This window comes from Methylomonas albis (assembly GCF_014850955.1).
GTDB lineage: Bacteria > Pseudomonadota > Gammaproteobacteria > Methylococcales > Methylomonadaceae > Methylomonas > Methylomonas albis.
The window spans coordinates 2863331-2882056 of record NZ_JACXSS010000001.1 but is presented as its reverse complement, the minus strand read 5'-3'; the positions used below and the strand labels follow the sequence as shown (position 1 = coordinate 2882056).

General features: G+C 49.6%; 18 protein-coding genes, 2 tRNA genes and 2 pseudogenes. 12 read left to right on the top strand and 10 right to left on the bottom strand.

Features of this window, described 5'->3' with window-relative positions:
* Positions 1–72 precede the first annotated feature (72 nt).
* The 3 genes from EBA_RS13340 to EBA_RS13330 all read right to left on the bottom strand — a co-directional run bounded on the left by EBA_RS13340 (position 73) and on the right by EBA_RS13330 (position 2987).
* Positions 73–819, bottom strand: a complete 747-nt coding sequence (locus EBA_RS13340; protein WP_192375162.1) for a TorF family putative porin — start codon at positions 817–819, stop codon at positions 73–75.
* Between the two features lie 439 nt (positions 820–1258).
* Complete coding sequence (locus tag EBA_RS13335) at positions 1259–2026, bottom strand: DUF5765 domain-containing protein (protein ID WP_192375161.1); 768 nt, start codon at positions 2024–2026, stop codon at positions 1259–1261.
* 493 nt (positions 2027–2519) lie between these two features.
* Positions 2520–2987 carry a ProQ/FinO family protein gene (locus EBA_RS13330; RefSeq protein WP_192375160.1) on the bottom strand — a complete coding sequence of 156 codons (468 nt, stop codon included), beginning with the start codon at positions 2985–2987 and terminating at the stop codon, positions 2520–2522.
* A 271-nt stretch (positions 2988–3258) separates the two neighbouring features.
* Between EBA_RS13330 and hemF the strand changes: the two genes are divergently transcribed.
* The 12 genes from hemF (at position 3259) to EBA_RS13270 (ending at position 13144) form a co-directional block, all read left to right on the top strand.
* Positions 3259–4173 (top strand): oxygen-dependent coproporphyrinogen oxidase, encoded by a 915-nt coding sequence (gene hemF / locus EBA_RS13325; RefSeq protein ID WP_192375159.1) that lies wholly within the window; start codon positions 3259–3261, stop codon positions 4171–4173.
* 256 nt (positions 4174–4429) lie between these two features.
* Positions 4430–5395, top strand: a complete 966-nt coding sequence (locus EBA_RS13320) for a hypothetical protein (protein WP_192375158.1) — start codon at positions 4430–4432, stop codon at positions 5393–5395.
* An 85-nt stretch (positions 5396–5480) separates the two neighbouring features.
* A tRNA-Val gene (locus EBA_RS13315) sits at positions 5481–5557 on the top strand.
* A 48-nt stretch (positions 5558–5605) separates the two neighbouring features.
* The gene (gene thrS, locus EBA_RS13310; protein WP_192375157.1) at positions 5606–7513 is read left to right on the top strand and encodes a threonine--tRNA ligase; all 1908 of its coding nucleotides are present in this window, start codon (positions 5606–5608) and stop codon (positions 7511–7513) included.
* Between the two features lie 22 nt (positions 7514–7535).
* A complete protein-coding gene (infC, locus tag EBA_RS13305) occupies positions 7536–8060 on the top strand; it encodes a translation initiation factor IF-3 (RefSeq protein WP_082879515.1) in 525 nt (174 codons plus the stop codon).
* Between the two features lie 72 nt (positions 8061–8132).
* Positions 8133–8417: a 50S ribosomal protein L35 gene (gene rpmI, locus EBA_RS13300; protein WP_456085608.1), complete on the top strand. Its 285-nt coding sequence runs from the start codon at positions 8133–8135 to the stop codon at positions 8415–8417.
* Positions 8418–8446: 29 nt separating this feature from the next.
* The gene (gene rplT, locus EBA_RS13295; RefSeq protein ID WP_020481986.1) at positions 8447–8809 is read left to right on the top strand and encodes a 50S ribosomal protein L20; all 363 of its coding nucleotides are present in this window, start codon (positions 8447–8449) and stop codon (positions 8807–8809) included.
* A 138-nt stretch (positions 8810–8947) separates the two neighbouring features.
* On the top strand, positions 8948–9967 hold the full coding sequence (gene pheS / locus EBA_RS13290; RefSeq protein ID WP_192375156.1) for a phenylalanine--tRNA ligase subunit alpha: 1020 nt from the start codon (positions 8948–8950) through the stop codon (positions 9965–9967).
* 15 nt (positions 9968–9982) lie between these two features.
* Positions 9983–12358, top strand: coding sequence for a phenylalanine--tRNA ligase subunit beta (gene pheT / locus EBA_RS13285; protein ID WP_192375155.1), 2376 nt, complete (start codon positions 9983–9985; stop codon positions 12356–12358).
* A 2-nt stretch (positions 12359–12360) separates the two neighbouring features.
* The gene (gene ihfA / locus EBA_RS13280) at positions 12361–12657 is read left to right on the top strand and encodes an integration host factor subunit alpha (protein WP_026146839.1); all 297 of its coding nucleotides are present in this window, start codon (positions 12361–12363) and stop codon (positions 12655–12657) included.
* Positions 12641–12994, top strand: a complete 354-nt coding sequence (locus EBA_RS13275; RefSeq protein WP_192375154.1) for a MerR family transcriptional regulator — start codon at positions 12641–12643, stop codon at positions 12992–12994. Before ihfA ends, EBA_RS13275 begins: the two co-directional genes overlap by 17 nt.
* Positions 12995–13067: 73 nt before the next feature.
* Positions 13068–13144, top strand: a tRNA-Pro gene (locus tag EBA_RS13270).
* Positions 13145–13947: 803 nt separating this feature from the next.
* Here EBA_RS13270 and EBA_RS13265 read toward each other — a convergent pair.
* From EBA_RS13265 to EBA_RS13235, 7 genes and pseudogenes are all read right to left on the bottom strand, one after another.
* Positions 13948–14150: pseudogene (locus EBA_RS13265) on the bottom strand (ATP-binding protein); the annotation flags it as partial.
* 172 nt (positions 14151–14322) lie between these two features.
* The gene (locus EBA_RS13260; RefSeq protein ID WP_192375153.1) at positions 14323–14517 is read right to left on the bottom strand and encodes a hypothetical protein; all 195 of its coding nucleotides are present in this window, start codon (positions 14515–14517) and stop codon (positions 14323–14325) included.
* Positions 14514–15170: a DDE-type integrase/transposase/recombinase gene (locus tag EBA_RS13255; protein WP_192375152.1), complete on the bottom strand. Its 657-nt coding sequence runs from the start codon at positions 15168–15170 to the stop codon at positions 14514–14516. Before EBA_RS13255 ends, EBA_RS13260 begins: the two co-directional genes overlap by 4 nt.
* Positions 15171–15322: 152 nt before the next feature.
* A complete protein-coding gene (locus tag EBA_RS13250) occupies positions 15323–15685 on the bottom strand; it encodes a transposase (RefSeq protein WP_225616241.1) in 363 nt (120 codons plus the stop codon).
* A gap of 279 nt (positions 15686–15964) precedes the next feature.
* Positions 15965–17446, bottom strand: coding sequence for an efflux transporter outer membrane subunit (locus EBA_RS13245; RefSeq protein ID WP_192375151.1), 1482 nt, complete (start codon positions 17444–17446; stop codon positions 15965–15967).
* A 10-nt stretch (positions 17447–17456) separates the two neighbouring features.
* A pseudogene (locus tag EBA_RS13240) lies at positions 17457–17895 on the bottom strand (efflux RND transporter permease subunit); the annotation flags it as partial.
* A 121-nt stretch (positions 17896–18016) separates the two neighbouring features.
* Positions 18017–18676, bottom strand: a complete 660-nt coding sequence (locus tag EBA_RS13235; RefSeq protein ID WP_192375150.1) for a CerR family C-terminal domain-containing protein — start codon at positions 18674–18676, stop codon at positions 18017–18019.
* Between the last annotated feature and the right edge of the window lie 50 nt (positions 18677–18726).

Genomic DNA, 18726 nt, shown 5'->3' with positions numbered 1-18726 from the left:
TCTATGATAATTACTTGGTATGCAAGTATATTCCGCGGCGCAGCGGGAAGGTTCAAAGGAGCGAATAATTATTTAAAAGCCGAGCGTCACGGAAAATATGAACTTTTGTTCCTGTAAGCGCGGATAAAATTCATGGTTGTGGTGCGGCTCATCGTGAAGCTGGTTTAGGTTGACATCGACGTAGCGCATATCCACGGCCAGATTAGGGCATATAAACCAAGAGGTACCAGCGTTCCAATAAAAATAATCATTTTCTAATAATTGCTTGGCCTGGTAGAAACCCAGCCCTACGGAGAATTGCAGGTTGTCCAATATATCGCGGCGATATTTTAGCTCGTAATTCATTGTCGTTGCATCGCGCTGATAGGCGTTAGGCGCTATCGAGACTGTTCCGCTCAGCCAGTTCCGGTAATGCAGGGAGGCGTAAAATTCGGCGTAATAGGCATTTCTTTCAAAAATCTTGCCGTCGAACAGGTAGCCGGTTACCGATAATTCAGTGCGCCAGTCTTGATTTAAGGGCAGGCTCCAACCCAGATACGGTTTGATTTCGACATTGGCATGATCTTTACTGAGATGATCGTCGAAGCTGACTTGCGAAACTCCCGCGCCGCCAAACCAGCCCAAAGGGTCCTGATAATCTATATGTGCTTGCGCTAAGGGGGCGCCACGATTCTTGGAATAACCCCGGAACAAATAATCGCTGAGAAGAGTGAGTTCTCCGTGCCATTCCGCTTGGGCTTTGGGGGTAGCCAATATCAGGCAGAAAATTCCCATTAAAAATGAAAATAAGCCTTCGCGGAAAATTTTATCTGAATCCATAAATGGGTGGTTTGAGATATGTGCAGGTATTGTCGCGGATCGACAGCGGCAAAAAACTACCCTTTAGTGCATTATTTCCTAGTTGGGTTGAACCTACAACTGACTATCAGAGATAGGGGGTGAAATTATCGAATTTGATCGTCATTTGTTGGTGAAAGTTATTTGTGTGGGTGTCGGGCTGTGTGGTCTCGGCGCTGATCCGGAATGCCGGCAATGTTTGTTCGAACCTGGTTCTGGGGCGTGCAGGCAATTGCAGTGGGGCAGGCTTATTGCGATGAAAAAACAGTAGGAAGCTTGCAAGCCTTGGGAGCTAAACTGGTTTTTGGTGTTCTTTAGTATAATCGCTTATCCCGTGTCGGGCTTTTGGATAGAATTATTTCGGGGGATTTCTCCGCAACGATAGGCGGAGAAATCGTCTTTTTCCTGGGCGCTACAAGCTCTAGATCAAGGGTTTGCCGCTCTCCGACAAAAACTGGGGATAGCGGCAACCGTACCAGTCGGAAACGTGCAAATATTGACGGACGGGTGTTTTGATTAATAACAGAAGCAGGCCAATTGAATATAGGCACCATACGGCGGCCCATTCGTTCATATTATTGGTGGACAAATAGGCTAGCAACGGACCGGTCGTAAGGTGGTACAGCACCAGCTTCCAGGAGCCGTAAAGCAAGGGCAACAGGAACGCGGCATATACATAGCTATTAGCCATTTGAATGCTGCCGCTTGCAGGTATTGCCCAGGCGATATGCCATTGTCCGGACGTCGAGCAAATTTCCGTGCCGCAAAAAGGCATGGTGAATTTGATATTAGTGCCGGGTAAAAACTGGTAATAGTGGTCGAAGCAAAAACTAGCCCATTGAAATGGATAAATCCGCATCATAAATACCGTAGCCGCAGTAAAGCAGAGTCCATATACAAGCGGCCCAATGCGTTTTCGTATGGGTTCCGGGACAAAGTGCATGGTGACCGCATTCACAAAAAATGGCTGAAATGCTATGTGCATATACCCCAAAAAGGTGGCGACCTGATTATTCGGATTAAGACACTGGTCTATCACTGAATAGGTATACGCCTGTAGTAATTCCATTAGGGAAAAATAGGCCAATGCCAAGCATAAGACCTTGGATTCGCCGCGTCGATAAAAAAAAGCAGTGCTCGCAAAGCCGGTTACGGCAAGCGCGGCTGATGCCTCGCCACTCCAACACATAATTCCTCCTGGGAACTAAAAATCTAGGATCGAGCAAACTGCGATCCAGTGTCGGAGTTTGAAAGCTATAAAAGAGTAACGCCCGGCTGGTGCCGTGGGGCTTTAAGGCTCTGTGTTACCAACTTTAGCCATGTTTGAGACTTGGCTGTTAGGAGGAAGGGAAGCCTTGGTGTCGGGAAACAAAAAGGCTTAATCGCGAGAAAAACGCTGCAAATTTTGCAGTCGAAAATTGTACTTTATAGGGCTGCGTTGCAGAATCCGAGCTTATTTTAATGGGAACCAGGCGCTTTATGTGACAAAAATTTTTCAGAGAACCGTCATAATGTTGGCAAGCAAAGAAAGTTGCTTATCTTTGGATGAATGGAAACCTCTTGCTTGGATTGAGCTTTCCGAGTTTGATTTGTCATCGAATACCACGGACACTGTCCGCAACAGTCCATGGCTGGTTACTATTGTTTAAGCTTAACTTGTTTGGCCGGTGAACGCACAAAAGCTATGCGTGTTCTGTCGGCAAAGCTTCAGCTGCCTCGGACCGTTTTCGGCGTTCAGCTTTCAATTTACTTGCCTGCTCGGCATCTGCTTTCGTCACTTGGCCCGCTGGGTTTCCTTGTAAATCAACTCTGACAGCATCTTCCGTCAAGCAATCCCAGTAACGATGCCCCCAGCACCAGGCTTTAAGTGCCGTGCGTAAATGGTTTTTATCTGTGCCAAGTTGGTCGGCGTGCGCCAGGATGTCCCTATGGATACCGATTTTTAGCGGCAGTTTTGCTGCGGGTTTTTTTGGAAATGCCAAGGGAAAAGTCTTTTGGAGCAAGCCTATGCTGGAGACTAACGTGTTAGCTTTGCCGGTCTTCTTGGCAGGTGTTTTGTCATCTACCTTCTTTTGCAGCTGTGTTGATTTTTCGGCTGCTGCTTGCTTAACAAGTTCGTCTCTGAGCGATGCTAGTTCTTCAAATCCCATAATGTATCCACACTTTTAACAAGGAATAAAAGCGAGATTGTACATCGGGAAACATCAAGCCAATAGTGCAATTGGTTTTAGATGTTAAAGGCTAACGGTTTTAAACCAGCGGTAAGTGCTTTTCAAGCATTCCGGATTGCCAAATGACATCATTTTGCCTGCGCAAACCTTGGTATATGGTTGAGTACCGGTTTTGTGGTAATTTGCGCGCAGTGGACTACCTGATAAGGGTTGCCGAGTAAAACTACTGTCGACAGGAACGCGCTTTATCATGATTGAGAACGATATTTCCGCAGTAAAAACTTATTTGTTGAATTTGCAAGATCGAATTTGTACTGCTTTGGAGGCGGAAGAGTCCTCCGCTCGCTTTGTTGAGGATGCTTGGGATCGCGCCGAAGGCGGTGGTGGGCGTTCGCGGGTATTGACGAATGGCGAGGTGTTTGAACAAGGCGGCGTTAATTTTTCGCATGTGTTTGGCAGTAATTTACCGCCTTCGGCAACCGCTAAACGACCCGAGCTGGCTAATCGGCAATTTGAAGCGATGGGGGTGTCGTTGGTGATGCATCCGCGCAATCCTTATGTGCCGACTTCGCATGCCAATGTGCGGTTTTTTATTGCCAAAAAAGAGGGTGAGCCTTCTATTTGGTGGTTTGGTGGAGGTTTTGATTTGACCCCGTTTTATCCTTTTTGTGAGGACGTATTGCATTGGCATCAAGTTGCGCGTCAGGCTTGTCTGCCGTTTGGCGAAGACGTGTATGCACGTTATAAAAAATGGTGCGACGAGTATTTTTTTTTAAAGCACCGCAACGAAACCCGCGGCGTTGGTGGTTTGTTTTTTGACGATTTGAATGAGCCCGATTTTTCTCAAGCTTTTGCATTTATGCAGAGCGTCGGTGACCATTACTTGGCGGCATATTTGCCTATCGTGCAAAAGCGTAAAGATACCGCCTACGGCGAACGGGAACGTAATTTTCAGTTGTACCGGCGCGGCCGTTATGTCGAGTTTAATTTGGTGTACGACCGGGGGACTTTGTTTGGTCTGCAATCGGGCGGCAGGACTGAATCGATTTTGATGTCCATGCCTCCAGTTGCGCATTGGCAATACAATTGGCAGCCTGATCTTGGTAGTCCGGAAGCGGCGTTGTATGACACATTTTTGCAGCCACAAAATTGGTTGGGAATTTAGTTTTAGGAATGGCTGAATTCGTCTATTGGCAAGGCCGCAGCAAATTTTGCTGAAATTGTTTTTTGAGGTTTTGTTGGGAGTCAAGTGGGTTTGGTCTTTTTTTGAATAGTTAGTTAAAGTTCACAAAATTTCTGCCGCTAAACAAATCGGTATGGTTGTAATGCCGCCAAAGCGGGCGCCTTAAATGTATGGGCACTGTGTTTTTGTGTGGTTATGAGCCGTTTGTTTTTTGTATGTCAGCGTCAAGGTGAATCTAATGACTACGATCAATTCAATGACAACCTCGTTGTATGTATCGCAAACCAGCATCAGCATATCCAGCACCAAAAGTACGTATAACGATGACGATCAAGAGCGCCAGGCGGTAAGCGGGCGAGGTGAAAAGCATGGACATCATCACGGTGGTGGTGCGTTTATGCAAAGTGTCGTGCAAACATTGCAAAGTTTTGGGTTGAATATTCCTGCCCGCAATGGCGGTTCTGTCGCTGATGACAGTACTGAAAGCGATGCCGGCGGCGGTCAAAATAATTCATCCAATCTGGGTCAGTTGTTACAGACCTTTTTGCAGGATTTGCGGCAGATATTGAAGCAAAGTGGTGCGTCGCAGTCAGCTGCGGTTGCGCAAGGCGACACTGCTGCCGCTCAGACGCTACCGAAACAGATTGCGTCTGCTACGCCTATATCGTCGCCTACAACAGTGCCAACCGGGCAAGCAGCGTCAGAGGTATCAAACAGTGCTCAGAATAACGCTGGCACACAAGTTACTACGACAACTTCGCCGGCAGCAACCGCGACGGCAGCGACTACTACTACAGCTGCAGATGCTGCGCCGAAGCCAAGTGCAACTGTCGTCGATGTAGGTCAGGCATTGCATAGTTTCTTGCACGATTTGCGTCAGGCTTTGAAATACAGCGCGGACCGTCGTCACGGCTCTAACGATGACGCCCAGTATGGTGACAAAGCGATAGGCCGAAACGGCTACGGTAAATTTACCGATAATCTACAAAATTTGATTACGACTCTGGGTGATACTGCTGGTGCGGCTGCGGGAAAATACAAAGAATTGCAGGATAGTTTTAACGATCTAGTGAATGTGCTGGGTAGCGCGGCCAATGGTAAGAAGCCAACTTTGTTAGAGTTCTTAAACAAATTGGCGGGCAATAGTGAGAGCAGTACGCAGGCACCTAGCGCCAAAGGTTCCATCGTATTTGAAACAGCCTGATCTAGAGCTTGGCTTTTGGTTGTGCAGAAAAAGCTTGCATAAGCGAGTAATGTCATTATAATGCGCGCCTCGAACGATAGACTTTAGGCGCGTAGCTCAGCTGGTTAGAGCACCACCTTGACATGGTGGGGGTCGGTGGTTCGAGTCCACTCGCGCCTACCAAAACATAAAGCACCGCATGACGGTGCTTTTTTTATTCTGGAATCGAAAATGCCTGTAATAACTTTGCCTGACGGCTCTCAGCGTCAATTTGACCAAGCGGTTTCCGTAATGGATGTGGCCCTGTCTATCGGTGCAGGCCTGGCCAAGGCAACCTTGGCTGGCAAAGTTAATGGCAAGTTAGTGGATGCCAGCACGCTGATTGATTCCGACTCAAGTTTGCAAATCGTTACGGTCAAAGACGGGGAGGGTGTCGATGTAATCCGCCATTCCACTGCACATTTGCTAGCTCAGGCTGTTAAACAATTATTTCCTTCAGCGCAGGTGACGATAGGTCCGGTGATAGAAAACGGTTTCTATTATGACTTTGCCTTTGAGCGATCTTTTACGCCTGAGGATCTGGCCGCTATTGAAAAGAAAATGGCTGATTTGGCTGCACAAGATATTGCCATCAGTCGTTCCGTGTTGTCGCGCGACGAAGCGGTTAGTTTTTTCGAGGGACTAGGCGAGAAATACAAGGCGGAAATCATTGCTTCGATTCCGGCTAACGAAGATCTGTCCTTATACAATCAAGGCGATTTCACCGATTTGTGCCGCGGTCCGCACGTGCCTAGTACGGGGAAATTAAAAGCCTTCAAATTGATGAAGATTGCTGGCGCATATTGGCGTGGCGATTCCAAAAATGAAATGCTGCAGCGTATCTACGGCACTGCCTGGGGTGATGCCAAAGATTTAGCGGCATACTTGCATCGTTTGGAAGAAGCGGAGAAGCGCGATCATCGTAAAATCGGTAAAGCCCTGGATTTGTTTCATACCCAGGAAGAAGCGCCGGGTATGGTGTTTTGGCACGATAAGGGTTGGACTATTTATCAACAAATTGAACGGTATGTGCGCGAGAAATTGCGCGTAAATGGGTACGGTGAAGTCAAAACGCCGCAAATTGTAGATCGCAGTCTTTGGGAAAAATCCGGGCACTGGGATAAATTCAGTGCCATGATGTTTACGACAAATTCGGAAAATCGTGATTACGCGGTCAAGCCGATGAACTGCCCTTGCCATATTCAGATTTACAATCAGGGTATCAAGAGTTACCGGGATTTGCCGGTGAGGTTGGCGGAGTTCGGTTCTTGTCATCGCAACGAGCCATCCGGTACGCTGCACGGCTTGATGCGTGTGCGGAATTTCGTGCAGGACGATGCGCACATCTTTTGCACCGAAGATCAGATTCAATCAGAGGTATCTACCTTTATTGATTTATTGTTTGAAGTCTACAAAGATTTCGGTTTTGAAGACGTGATCATCAAGCTGTCAACTCGTCCGGAAAACCGAGTGGGTGATGATGCTGTCTGGGATAAAGCTGAATCTGCGCTGGAATTGGCGCTGAACAATAAAGGCTTGGATTGGGCTTTGCAGCCAGGTGAGGGTGCCTTTTATGGCCCCAAAATTGAATTCTCCTTAAAAGATTGTATAGGTCGAGTCTGGCAATGCGGTACTATACAAGTTGATTTCTCGATGCCGGCTAGATTGGACGCATCTTACATAGGCGAGGATAGCGCCAGGCACGTGCCTGTAATGTTGCATCGGGCGATTCTGGGTTCCTTGGAGCGTTTTATCGGGATTTTGATCGAGCAGTTTGCCGGAACCTTTCCACTATGGTTGGCGCCTGTGCAGTTAGTGATATTGAATATTACTGATCGCCAAGCTGATTATGCAGAACAGGTGCGGCGAGAACTTGAAAAACAAGGTCTTAGGGTCAAAATTGACTTGAGAAACGAGAAGATAGGCTTTAAAATCCGCGAGCATTCCATGCAGCGAGTGCCGTATCTTTTGATTATCGGCGACAAGGAATTAGAAACTCAGACTGTCAGTGTCCGCACGCAGCAGGGTGAGGATCTAGGAAGTCTGTCAATTGGCGAACTTGGCGAACGCTTGAGAAACCAGATTGCGGATCGAAAATAATAACAACTTGGAGGATTAGGGTATCAGCTCTAAAAAAGATGCAACGCGCTTAAATACCGAGATTACCGCCAGGCGGGTTCGGGTAGTAGGCGCTGAAGGTGAACAAGTCGGGGTTGTTTCCATAAACGAAGCGTTACAACTCGCCTACGATGCAAATATGGATCTGGTCGAAATATCGCCCAATGCGGATCCTCCGGTTTGCAAAGTCATGGACTTCGGCAAATACCAGTTTGAGTTAAACAAAAAACTGCAAGCCGCCAAGAAAAAGCAAAAACAAATCCAGATCAAGGAAATCAAGTTTAGGCCTGGTACCGAAGAAGGCGATTACCAAGTTAAGCTGCGTAGCCTGATCAAATTTCTAAGCGAAGGCGACAAAACCAAGATCACTGTGCGTTTTAAAGGCCGGGAGCTAACTCATCGCGAGTTGGGTATGGACTTGTTGAAACGTATCGAAACGGATCTGGAAGAAATGGCTATCGTCGAGCAGTTTCCCAAGTTGGAAGGCCGGCAAATGGTAATGGTGATGGGCCCCAAGAAAAAGAAATAGCTCAGCCATAAGGTTTTAGTCGTTTTTTAAAACGGCAACGCGATTCAGGAACGAATCGGCTAGCGGACGCTTATGTGTCTGGAAATTCAATGGGGCCAAGCATTTTGCCTCACTGGGTTTTATCTCAGGGACTTTACTTTTAATCATTGGAGAAAACAAATGCCAAAAATGAAAAGCCATAGTGGTGCCGGCAAGCGCTTCAAGAAAATCGGCAGCGGCGGTTTTAAATGCAAACAATCGCATAAGCGTCATATTCTGACCAAAAAAACCACCAAACGTAAAAGACAACTGCGTAAAACAGCCATTCTTCATCCGTCAGATGCGCCATTGGTTGCGCGTATGCTGCCGTACAGTTGATTTGTCACCGTTATTGAAGAGAGTAGAACATGGCTAGAGTTAAACGCGGCGTCACCGCTAGAGCAAGACACAAAAAGATTTTAAAGCTGGCAAAAGGTTACTACGGTGCCCGTAGCCGGGTTTACCGCGTCGCCAAGCAAGCGGTCATCAAGGCCGGTCAATACGCCTATCGCGACCGTAAACAGAAAAAACGTCAATTCCGCGCCTTGTGGATAGTGCGTATCAATGCTGCCGCACGTTTGTACGGCATTTCCTATAGCCGGTTGATCAACGGTCTGAATAAAGCCAATGTTGCGATCGATCGCAAAGTCTTGGCTGACTTAGCTGTACGCGATATCGACGCTTTCGGCGCCATCGCGAAAGTGGCTATAGCGAACCAAAGCAAACCGTAAGGAAAACATTAAGCCGTTCTTGCAGAGCGGCTTAATCGCTCGACTCCCTGGTTTGCAGGGAGTTTTCCACCGCCTCTTGTTGGTGGAACCCTATCCTTTTGGAATTTCCCTCAATTGCAGACAAAAGTGAGCTTAGTCGTGTCGGCTAGTATCGAAGATATTGTTACGCAGGCATTACATGAGCTTGCACAAGCAGCAGACCTTAGCCAACTGGATCAGGTCAGAGTCAATTATCTAGGCAAAAAAGGCTTATTTACTCAACAGATGAAAGAGTTGGGTAGTCTGGATCCCGAACAGCGCCGCAGTGCCGGTCAAGTGATTAACGACGCTAAAAACACCTTTCAAGAGGCGTTAGAGGCGCGGAAATTGACCTTGGAGAGTGCTGAACTGGCTGCGCGTCTGGCCAGTGAATGTGTTGATGTCAGTTTGCCGGGTCGCGGTCAAAGCGTCTCCGGACTGCATCCTGTCACGATTACCTTACGCCGAATTGCCAAGATTTTTGCCAGTGTCGGTTTCAACGTAGTCGAAGGTCCAGAAATCGAAGACGACTATCATAATTTCGGCGCACTGAATATTCCCGAGCATCACCCCGCGCGGGCGATGCACGATACTTTTTATTTTGATGCCCACACTGTATTAAGAACCCACACCTCACCGGTACAGATTCGAGTGATGGAATCCGAGAAGCCGCCTTTGAAGGTGATTGCACCGGGTCGGGTTTATCGTTGCGATTCCGATTTGACCCACACGCCAATGTTTCATCAGGTCGAAGGGTTTTTGGTCGATACCGATGTCAGTTTCGCCGATTTGAAAGGCGTGGTATTTGAGTTTCTGCGTGCGTTTTTTGAGAAAGACATACAAGTTCGCTTCCGTCCGTCTTATTTTCCATTTACCGAGCCTTCCGCCGAAGTCGATATCGAGTGCGTAATATGTGATGGCAAAGGCTGCCGCGTGTGTAGTCAAACCGGCTGGTTGGAAGTGATGGGCTGCGGCATGATTCATCCGGAAGTCTTTAAGTCTGTCGGCATAGATAACCAAGTTTATTCCGGCTTTGCCTTTGGCATGGGCGTCGAGCGCTTGGCAATGTTACGTTACGGGATTAACGATTTGCGGATGTTTTTCGAAAACGATCTGAAATTTTTACAACAGTTTAACTAACGGTGGATAGTAATCATGCAAGTCAGTGAAGCCTGGTTAAGAGAACTGGTCAATCCGCCTGTAGATACCGCCGAGTTGGTTGCGCAGCTGACCATGGCCGGTCTGGAAGTCGATGCCGTTACGCCGGTTGCCGCCGAATTCAGCGGCGTGGTCGTTGGCGAAGTGTTATCTACCGTACAGCATGCCAATGCCGACAAACTTAGGGTTTGTCAGGTCAACGTCGGTCGAGCCGAACCTTTACAAATTGTGTGTGGGGCTAGCAATGTCAGGCCCGGTTTGAAAATTCCGGCGGCATTGATAGGCGCGGTATTACCGGGCGATTTTAAAATAAAAGAATCCAAACTGCGTGGCGAATTGTCGTTCGGTATGCTGTGCTCGGAAAAAGAATTGGGCTTAGCGGTTAGTTCGGTAGGGTTGATGGAATTGCCGGCCGATGCGCCGGTGGGCATCGATATCCGCGACTATTTGATGCTCAACGACAATGTGATCGAATTGGGTTTGACGCCTAATCGTGCGGATTGCTTGAGCGTTGAAGGCGTTGCTAGGGAAGTAGCGGTATTGAACAGCCTGTCTTTCCAAGCGCCGACAGTTGCCGTTATCGAGCCGCAACACCAACAAGCTTTGGAAGTTAAGATTGAAGCTGTTGAAGCATGTCCAGTTTATTTGGGACGTTTGATCAAAAACATCAATCCTGCTGCGGTCACCCCATTGTGGATGCAAGAGCGGCTGCGTCGTTGCGGGATTAGAAGCTTAAGTCCAGTGGTCGATGTCACTAATTACGTGTTAATCGAGTTGGGTCAACCCTTGCATGCCTTTGATGCCGATAAGCTGAGTGCGCCTATTGTAGTTAGATGCAGTCGAGTCGGTGAGTCGCTGGCCTTATTGAATGACCAGACCATAGAGCTGGATGGCGACGCCTTAGTCATTGCTGATCAACAGCAAGCCTTGGCCTTGGCCGGGGTGATGGGGGGTAAGGACAGTGCGGTATTTGGCGAAACCCGAGACATTTTCCTTGAATGCGCGTTTTTTACGCCGGTTAATGTGGCCGGCAAGGCTCGTCAATTTGGTTTGCATACTGATTCATCGCATCGATTCGAAAGAGGTGTCGATTTTAATGTGCAACGCCGGGCCATCGAGCGCGCGACCCAGTTAATTCTGGACATCGCCGGCGGTAGCCCTGGTCCTGTTTCAGAAATTATTTCGGCAGCTGAGCTGCCTGTTAGAGCTCCCGTCAAGTTGCGGAGCCAACGCATCGCCAAAGTCTTGGGGATTCAGTTCGGCGATGATGAAGTACATGCTTTGTTTGAAGGTTTGGGCATGAGCGTGCAAGTGGTCGAAAGTGGTTGGGAAATAACCCCTCCGGGCTTTCGCTTTGATATTGCTATCGAAGAGGATTTGCTGGAAGAAATCGGCAGAATCTATGGTTATAACAATCTACCTAGCAGCAGCCTGTTAATGCGGTCCGAATTGGGTAAAGCGCCCGAAGCGCAGTTGTCCCTGGCGAGGTTGCAGGATTGTTTGGTTGATCGTGGTTATCAGGAAGCGATTACCTACAGCTTTGTCGATGAAGCGATGCAAAATGCCGTCGCGCCCGGCGAAGAGTTTATCCGGATTCAAAATCCGATATCTTCCGAGTTAGCGGTGATGCGCACAACGCTATGGTGCGGTTTGTTGAACGCGGCTTTGTACAACATAAACCGTCAGCAAAACCGGGTGCGCTTATTCGAAGCTGGCTTGCGGTTTTTCTATCAAGACGGACAAATTCAGCAGCGTAAGATGATATCCGGTGTAGCTTTGGGTACTGTTAACACCGAGCAATGGGGCGAACAAACCAGAAAACTGGATTTTTTCGACGTGAAAGCTGATGTTGAAGCTTTATTTGGTCTGGCCGGTATTGGCGCAGATTTCGTTGCCTATCAACATCCGGCCTTGCATCCCGGTCAAACCGCGCAAATTAAAAACCAACGCGGTGAAGCTATAGGCCTATTAGGTATGTTGCACCCGACGCTGGAGAAGCAGTTAGGCTTCGACAGTCCGGTATTCTTGTTCGAACTGGAGCAGGATGCCGTATTGGAACGCCGTGTGCCTAAATTTAGCGTATTGTCCAAATATCCCTCGGTACGCCGCGATATGGCGTTATTGGTGGAGGAGTCTGTATCGGCTGACGCGATTACTAGCGCTATTGAAGACTGTCTGGAGACGGCGATACGTGAAATATCGATTTTCGATATTTATCGCGGACCAGGCGTTGCAGAAGGTTATAAGAGTGTTGCGTTAGCTTTGGTCTTGCAGGATTTTGCACAAACTCTTACCGACACGGAAATTGATGCTATATTTCGCAAAGTGCTGGACACTTTAGCGGCTAAACTGAATGCGAAATTGAGGGAGTGATTGTGGCATTAACCAAAGCAGATATTGCAGAGAAGTTATTTGAAGATCTCGGTTTAAACAAGCGAGAAGCTAAAGAAATCGTAGAATTGTTTTTCGACGAAATTAAAAAAAGTCTGGAAAGCGGTGAGCAGGTTAAAATTTCCGGGTTTGGGAAGTTCGAATTGCGCGACAAAAGTGGTCGTCCAGGAAGAAACCCGAAAACCGGTGAAGAAATTCCGATTACGCCTCGTCGTGTCGTGACCTTTAGAACAGGGCAAAAATTGAAAGCTCGAGTAGAAGCATATGCTGGAACCCAGTAATAACAACGAACTGCCGGTTATTCCGGCTAAACGTTATTTTACGATAGGCGAAGTTAGCGACCTCTGCGCTGTAAAACCCCACGTATTGCGCTATTGGGAGCAGGAGTTCACGGAGCTTAGTCCGGTAAAGCGCCGCGGTAATCGCCGCTATTATCAGCGTCACGATGTGCTGTTGATTCGACAAATTCGAGCTTTGTTATACGAGCAAGGCTATACCATAGGTGGTGCTCGTTCCCATCTGGCGAGTGGTAGTGCAAAAGAAGATAGTTTGCGTACGAAGCAGCTTATCCATCAAATGATAGGTGAGTTGGAAGATATTTTGGAGCTGCTGAAATAGCGTTTCGCAAATAGTATGATAGTATGCGCGACACGCTTTACTAGGTGAGAGCATGTGTTTAGCGATAGACTTTCGGGGCGTAGCGCAGTCTGGTAGCGCACTTGTCTGGGGGACAAGGGGTCGCAGGTTCAAATCCTGTCGTTCCGACCAATAAAATCAATGGCTTATAAAGTCATATGTTTATAAAAATCTCAAAAATTTGATTTCGTGATACCAATTTTAACCGGTTGACTTCGTGGACACTAAAAAAACCGGTTTTCACGCTCTCTCAGTAACTGGAAAGCTGGTTTGCAGCGTTTGGCCGGATACTGGCAAAAGCCGCACTAACAGCCACCCTGAAAAAAACAACCTGTTGCTGAACGCTTGGACATTATCCATCGCGAACAGAACCTGGAACTCAGTCTGGCAATCAACCTAGTCGCGTTGCAGAGCAAGACCGCCAATCCGCAGCAGGTTACCTTCGTGGCAGGCGAAATCGTTCAATACCGAAAAAACCTAGGTGGCAGGTGCCGTTGGATTCAAATTAAAGCTACTGAGCGGTCTGGCTGGTTGCTCAGTCAGTGGCCAGAAAGGCAGTCACTTGGTCAGTTATTCGGCAAAACGACAAATTCGACAAGCGCATTCTGAGGATTGCGGTGGTATTTCGCTGTAATACAAGCTTTGTCGTCAGCGACGTTGGATTGATCCGCACCAATCTGCAATTCATTCCCGTCGACTCATCTTTCAAACTGCAAGTGGCTGACAAACTGATTGCAGTGTGGAACGGTGCGCATTCAGCAAGCCCTTAAGGCTCGAGGATGAGCTGCCTTACCTGCCGGTTTTCCTGGTACGCAACTTGGCAGTGGTCTCCGGAAGTAGATAGTCAAATGCCTTTGTTTCCAAGATAAAACCTATGTTTGCATTCATGTGTCCGGCGTCAATTATTTTTTCCGGTTTTAGTTAAAAATAATGGGTTACTTTTTTATACTTTGTTTTTTCCGATAGCTTTCTCCTTCTATTTCAATAATGATGGCATGGTGGATAATGCGTTCAATCGCTGCAACGGTCATCATGGTGTCTGGAAGGATGTGTTCCCACTGGCTGAAGGGATGGTTTGACGTGATGATCAGACTGCCACTTTCATACGATAAGCAATGAACTCAAACAGAACTTGGGTTCCAGTTACGCGTATTTTGGCTCCAGTGGCGAGGATTTTGTTGGCGAGCGTTTTCATAAAGTGCCTTACGTTGAGCCAGCAGCGTTTCGTCCACACCCGCATGGCTTTGGGCCGGGGTGACACCAATGGCACCATGCCGATGCTCGTGGTTGTAACCTGAAGGTCATAAATACTAATGCACTAAATCTGCCACCCATTCACGAGCGACGCTCAGATCGGCCAACGGTTTCAACGGGTATTGCGGCCGATATTTCAAGGTTTTGAACAGCGATTCCGAATACGGATTGTCGTTACTCACCGCCGTGCGACTCAGTGAGGGCATGACGCCGAGCTGTTGCAGTGTGGCCAGTATGGTGGCACCTTTCACTTGTGCCCTGTGGGTATGTGGCTACCGTTATCGGAATGCAGGATGACTTGCCCAGGTTGTAGACCTTCGCGCCCAACAATATCCCGCAACAGCTCGCTGGCGTAGTGGCTGCTTTCTTCTGCAAACACCTGCCTGCCGACGATCTGGCGACTGAAAATATCGAGGAACAGGTAGAGATAGTAGAACTGGCCTTTGATGGCGGTCGGCAGATAGGTAATGTCCCAACTGTAAAGTTGGTTCGGTGCCGTCGCACTTAAGGCTTTGGGCTTGGTGCGAGGCTGGCTGGGGCGTTCACTGCGGCGGTGTTTCAGTTGCCGGGCGACTTTTAGAATGCGATAGATCGTCGATTCAGAGCCCAGATAAATGCCCTGATCTGCCAGCCGCGGAACAATCTGGCTGGGTGGGCAATCCGCAAATTCAACGGAATTGACCACGGTCAAAATGTGGGTGCGCTCGGCCTCGGTCAACGCATGCGGCGGCGAGTACTGCCGCCGTGATCGCCGGTCTTCGCCCAGAGTTTCTCCGGCCTGCCAGCGTTGCAAAGTGCGCGAGTTCAGACCCAACACGGCACAGGCTTGATCTTGGCGGGCACCGGCTGTTGTCGTCTCAGTAATGGAATCAATCAGATTTTGGCGCTGTTGCACAGAGGTCATTCGACCTCGCCCCCCAACAGCGCCCGGACCTTTTCTAGTGCCCCGTGTGGGTATTTGCAGGATCAGCAAGGCAGCGGCTTCAGCCAGGGCTTTGTCCTTACGATTCAGTTCGCGCTCCAGACGTTGATTCTCGGCTTTCAGGCCGCGCAGTATCAGGCTGTCATCGCCACCTGAACGCGGTCGGGCGGCAGCGCAAAAATCGCTTCGCCACTGGACGAGTTGATGCGCAAATAGCCCGCGTTGCCGACACAGGCACTCAGCCCTTCACCGGTCAAGCCATGGCTTTCCTGAAGTGCCAGCAAGCGTTCTTCGGGGCGCCAATCTTGGGGGCGTTTGGCTGGTTTGGGTTTCGGGGTATCCGTCGGTGCCGCGTTGCTCATCCAGGTTTTTAAGGTATGTATGCTGAGGTTAGATTCGTCGGCAATGGCCTGAATCGTGCGCTGCCCGCGACTATAAACTTTCGCCAGGGCTTGCTCCTTAAACTCAGCAGAATACTGTTTCTTGGAAGGATTCATTTTTTATCTCAAATTTAAAGTGAGCTGAAAATTTGAGGCCACAACTATTCTGACGCAGGGGGAGTTCCACCCAATCCCAATAATGTTATCGATACAAACTTTCATCGATTTCAACTAAGCCAAAATTAAACGAGTACGGCCATTTCAGAGGGATGCGAGATTATCTCCAAGCACAAAATGCACATGGTCGTCGATTGAAACGCTGGTGAAGGGCTTGATATTCCTTACGAACATTCCACCGTATTAAGGCTCCGGCTAGTAAATTAGCCATCGGCAACACTACTCCACCACCGGCAGAATCAAATAATCCGTCCATTTGCGTTCGCCATCAGCTTCGTCTTCTGTTGGCACTAAGGTTTCATTCCAGCCGCCGCCCAGGGCTTTGACCAGTAACACCGAGGCGGATAAGCGTTGCCCGAGCAATTGCACCGCGGTTTGTTGATTGGACAGTGCGGCGGTTTGCGCGGTCATCACGTTGATATAGCTAACGGTGCCGGCCTGGTATTGGTTGTTGGTCAGGGCCAAGGCCTGCTTGGCGGCCGCGACGGCTTTGTCTTGCACTTGGGTCTCTTCATCCAGGATACGCAAGGCAGCCAGATTGTCTTCCACTTCTTGAAAACCGGTCAGCACGGTTTGCCGATACCCGGCGACGCTGGCGTCGTAGGCGTCTATCGCTTGCTTGTACTGAGCGTTTTTGGCGCCACCGTCGAACAAGGTCAAGGCCAAGCCGGCCGGTCCCAAAGACCAATAACGGCGGGCCATCGTGAACAGAGTGTCTGCGGTCGGCGACTGAAAACCGTTGGTCGAGGCCAGATTCAACGTAGGGTAATAAGCTGCTTTGGCGACGCCGATTTGCGCATTGGCGGCGGCGATTTTACGTTCGGCGGCGGCGATGTCCGGGCGGCGTTCCAGCAATTCCGACGGGAGGCTGACTGGAATGCCTGGTGGTTGCGCATTTAATGGCGATACTGCCAGCGCCAGTTCCGCTGGGGTTTTACCGATCAATACTGCAATCGCATGTTCCAGCTTGGCGCGTTGCACACCCAAGTCGATGGACTGGGCGCGCACGGTTTCCAGTTGCGTTTCGGCTTGTACCACATCGGCCTTGGCCACCACGCCCACTGCATAGCGGTTTTTGGTAATCTCCAAAGTTTTCGCAAAAGCCGCCACCGTTTCGTCCAATAAGGCTTTCTGGGCGTCCAGGGTTTTCATTTGAAAGTAACTGTCCGCTAACGCCGATTGGCTGGATAGTATCAACGCATGCAAGGTCGCGGCGCTGGCCTGGGCGTTGCTGGTATTCGCTTCCACCTGGCGGTGCACGCTACCCCATAAATCCGGTTCCCAAGCCACGCCGACTGCCTGACCAAACAGGTTGCGTACGCCACCTACCGCCACGTTCTGGCCGGTGGCGGCGCGGAAGCGGTTGAAGGTGCCGGTCAATGTCGCCACCGGCAGCAGGGACGATTGCACCGATTGCACCAGATGCTGGGCTTGCCGGTATTGCGCTTCGGCCTGGACGATGGACTGGTTGGCGGCGGCGACCTGCTCTTCCAGTTCGTTCAGTTTGGGGTCGTTGAAAATCTCCCACCATTTGCCGGGCAAACCGGTATCGCGCGGCTGGGCCTGTTTCCAGCCTTGCACTTCTTTAAATTCCTCGGAGATATTGGCTTGCGGGCGCAGGTAATCCGGGCCTACCGTACAGGCAGCCAATGGCAAGGTCAGTAAGGAAGCAATCAACGCTGGGCTTGTTCTTAAACGCATGACAATCGGTTTAGATGGAATGTGGCGCCTGGCTGGCGGCGCGCTTGGAAAAACGGCCGTGCAACCACAGCCGGAGCCGGTCGAGATACACATAAACGACCGGTGTCGTGTACAAAGTTAACAACTGGCTGAAAATCAGGCCGCCCACGATGAAAATCTCCAATAGCTGGCATAATTCCGCGCCATAACCGCTGCCCAATGCAAGCGGCAACGCGCCGAACAACGCGGAGAGTGGTCATCAGGACGGGCCTGAAGCGCAGCATGCAAGCCTGGAAGATCGCTTCGCGCGAATCCGGACCGCGCTCGGCCAGCAACGCAAAGTCTACCATCATGATCGCATTTTTCTTGACGATGCCGATCAGTAAAATCACGCCGATTAAGGCGATGATGCTGAGCTCCTTGTCGCAAGCCATCAATGCCGGGAAATTGCCGCTGCCGGCCGCTTGGATGGCGACCACGGCCGGAGCGTCTTGCTGCTCAAAAAAGCGCCGTTTTTTACCGCCGCCGCGCTCTGCTTTGGTGTATGGGGCCGGCGCTTACTCGACGAGGGTAACTCGGAAATTTCTCGGTTCATACTTGGATACGTTGAGGTAAAGTTTGCGAACGGATGGCGTGGATACCGTCCAACGAGAAATCCACCACGTGCTTGACGAACGCGCCGATGTCGCTCAGATCGCTGGGGAGTGTGCGCTGTGGACGGTCTTGTTGCATTTGTTTCAGGCGTAGCAATTGAAAGCATTGGCCCATGATGCTGACGTGGCAATACTGCAATTGCTGTTCGCTGGCGTCCTGGCCCAGGCATTCGCGCAGCAAACCGAACATTTGCTGGCGCTGCGGATTGATTTCCTTTTCCAGAATGTCCGCCAACAAGCGCGTTGATTGCGCCATTTCCTTGTGAATGATCGCGAATGAATAGGAATTGTTGTCGGCTACTCGCCGGATTAACGATTTGATGCGCCCGGCCAACCGTTGCTCTACCGGCGCCTGCTGGGACACGCCGCCGTCGGGTGGATGCTGGCCTAGCTCTTGGTTGAAGGCATGGCGCCAGGCTTCCAAATACAGGGTTTGCTTATCGCCAAAGTGATAATTTACCGAGGTGAATTTGGCTTGGGCCTGCTCGCAAATCTCGGCGATGGTCGAGTCCTGATAGCCTTTCTCGGCAAAGATGCGGCTGGCGGCGGTCAACAGCCGCTCGCGCGTTTTCTCCGCTTTGGTTTTAAGGTCAGTCATGCGTTGGACTTGGAGCTGGCGATATGGAAATTGAAATTGGCGATTCAAAT

Coding starts and splice junctions, on each gene's coding strand:
- EBA_RS13340 (WP_192375162.1), bottom strand. CDS start 819: ATGGATTCAGATAAAATTTTCCGCGAAGGCTTATTTTCATTTTTAATG.
- hemF (WP_192375159.1), top strand. CDS start 3,259: ATGATTGAGAACGATATTTCCGCAGTAAAAACTTATTTGTTGAATTTG.
- EBA_RS13235 (WP_192375150.1), bottom strand. CDS start 18,676: ATGACTGACCTTAAAACCAAAGCGGAGAAAACGCGCGAGCGGCTGTTG.
- EBA_RS13245 (WP_192375151.1), bottom strand. CDS start 17,446: ATGCGTTTAAGAACAAGCCCAGCGTTGATTGCTTCCTTACTGACCTTG.
- pheT (WP_192375155.1), top strand. CDS start 9,983: ATGCAAGTCAGTGAAGCCTGGTTAAGAGAACTGGTCAATCCGCCTGTA.
- EBA_RS13335 (WP_192375161.1), bottom strand. CDS start 2,026: ATGTGTTGGAGTGGCGAGGCATCAGCCGCGCTTGCCGTAACCGGCTTT.
- EBA_RS13250 (WP_225616241.1), bottom strand. CDS start 15,685: ATGAATCCTTCCAAGAAACAGTATTCTGCTGAGTTTAAGGAGCAAGCC.
- EBA_RS13255 (WP_192375152.1), bottom strand. CDS start 15,170: ATGACCTCTGTGCAACAGCGCCAAAATCTGATTGATTCCATTACTGAG.
- rpmI (WP_456085608.1), top strand. CDS start 8,133: ATGTGTCTGGAAATTCAATGGGGCCAAGCATTTTGCCTCACTGGGTTT.
- EBA_RS13330 (WP_192375160.1), bottom strand. CDS start 2,987: ATGGGATTTGAAGAACTAGCATCGCTCAGAGACGAACTTGTTAAGCAA.
- EBA_RS13320 (WP_192375158.1), top strand. CDS start 4,430: ATGACTACGATCAATTCAATGACAACCTCGTTGTATGTATCGCAAACC.
- rplT (WP_020481986.1), top strand. CDS start 8,447: ATGGCTAGAGTTAAACGCGGCGTCACCGCTAGAGCAAGACACAAAAAG.
- EBA_RS13275 (WP_192375154.1), top strand. CDS start 12,641: ATGCTGGAACCCAGTAATAACAACGAACTGCCGGTTATTCCGGCTAAA.
- thrS (WP_192375157.1), top strand. CDS start 5,606: ATGCCTGTAATAACTTTGCCTGACGGCTCTCAGCGTCAATTTGACCAA.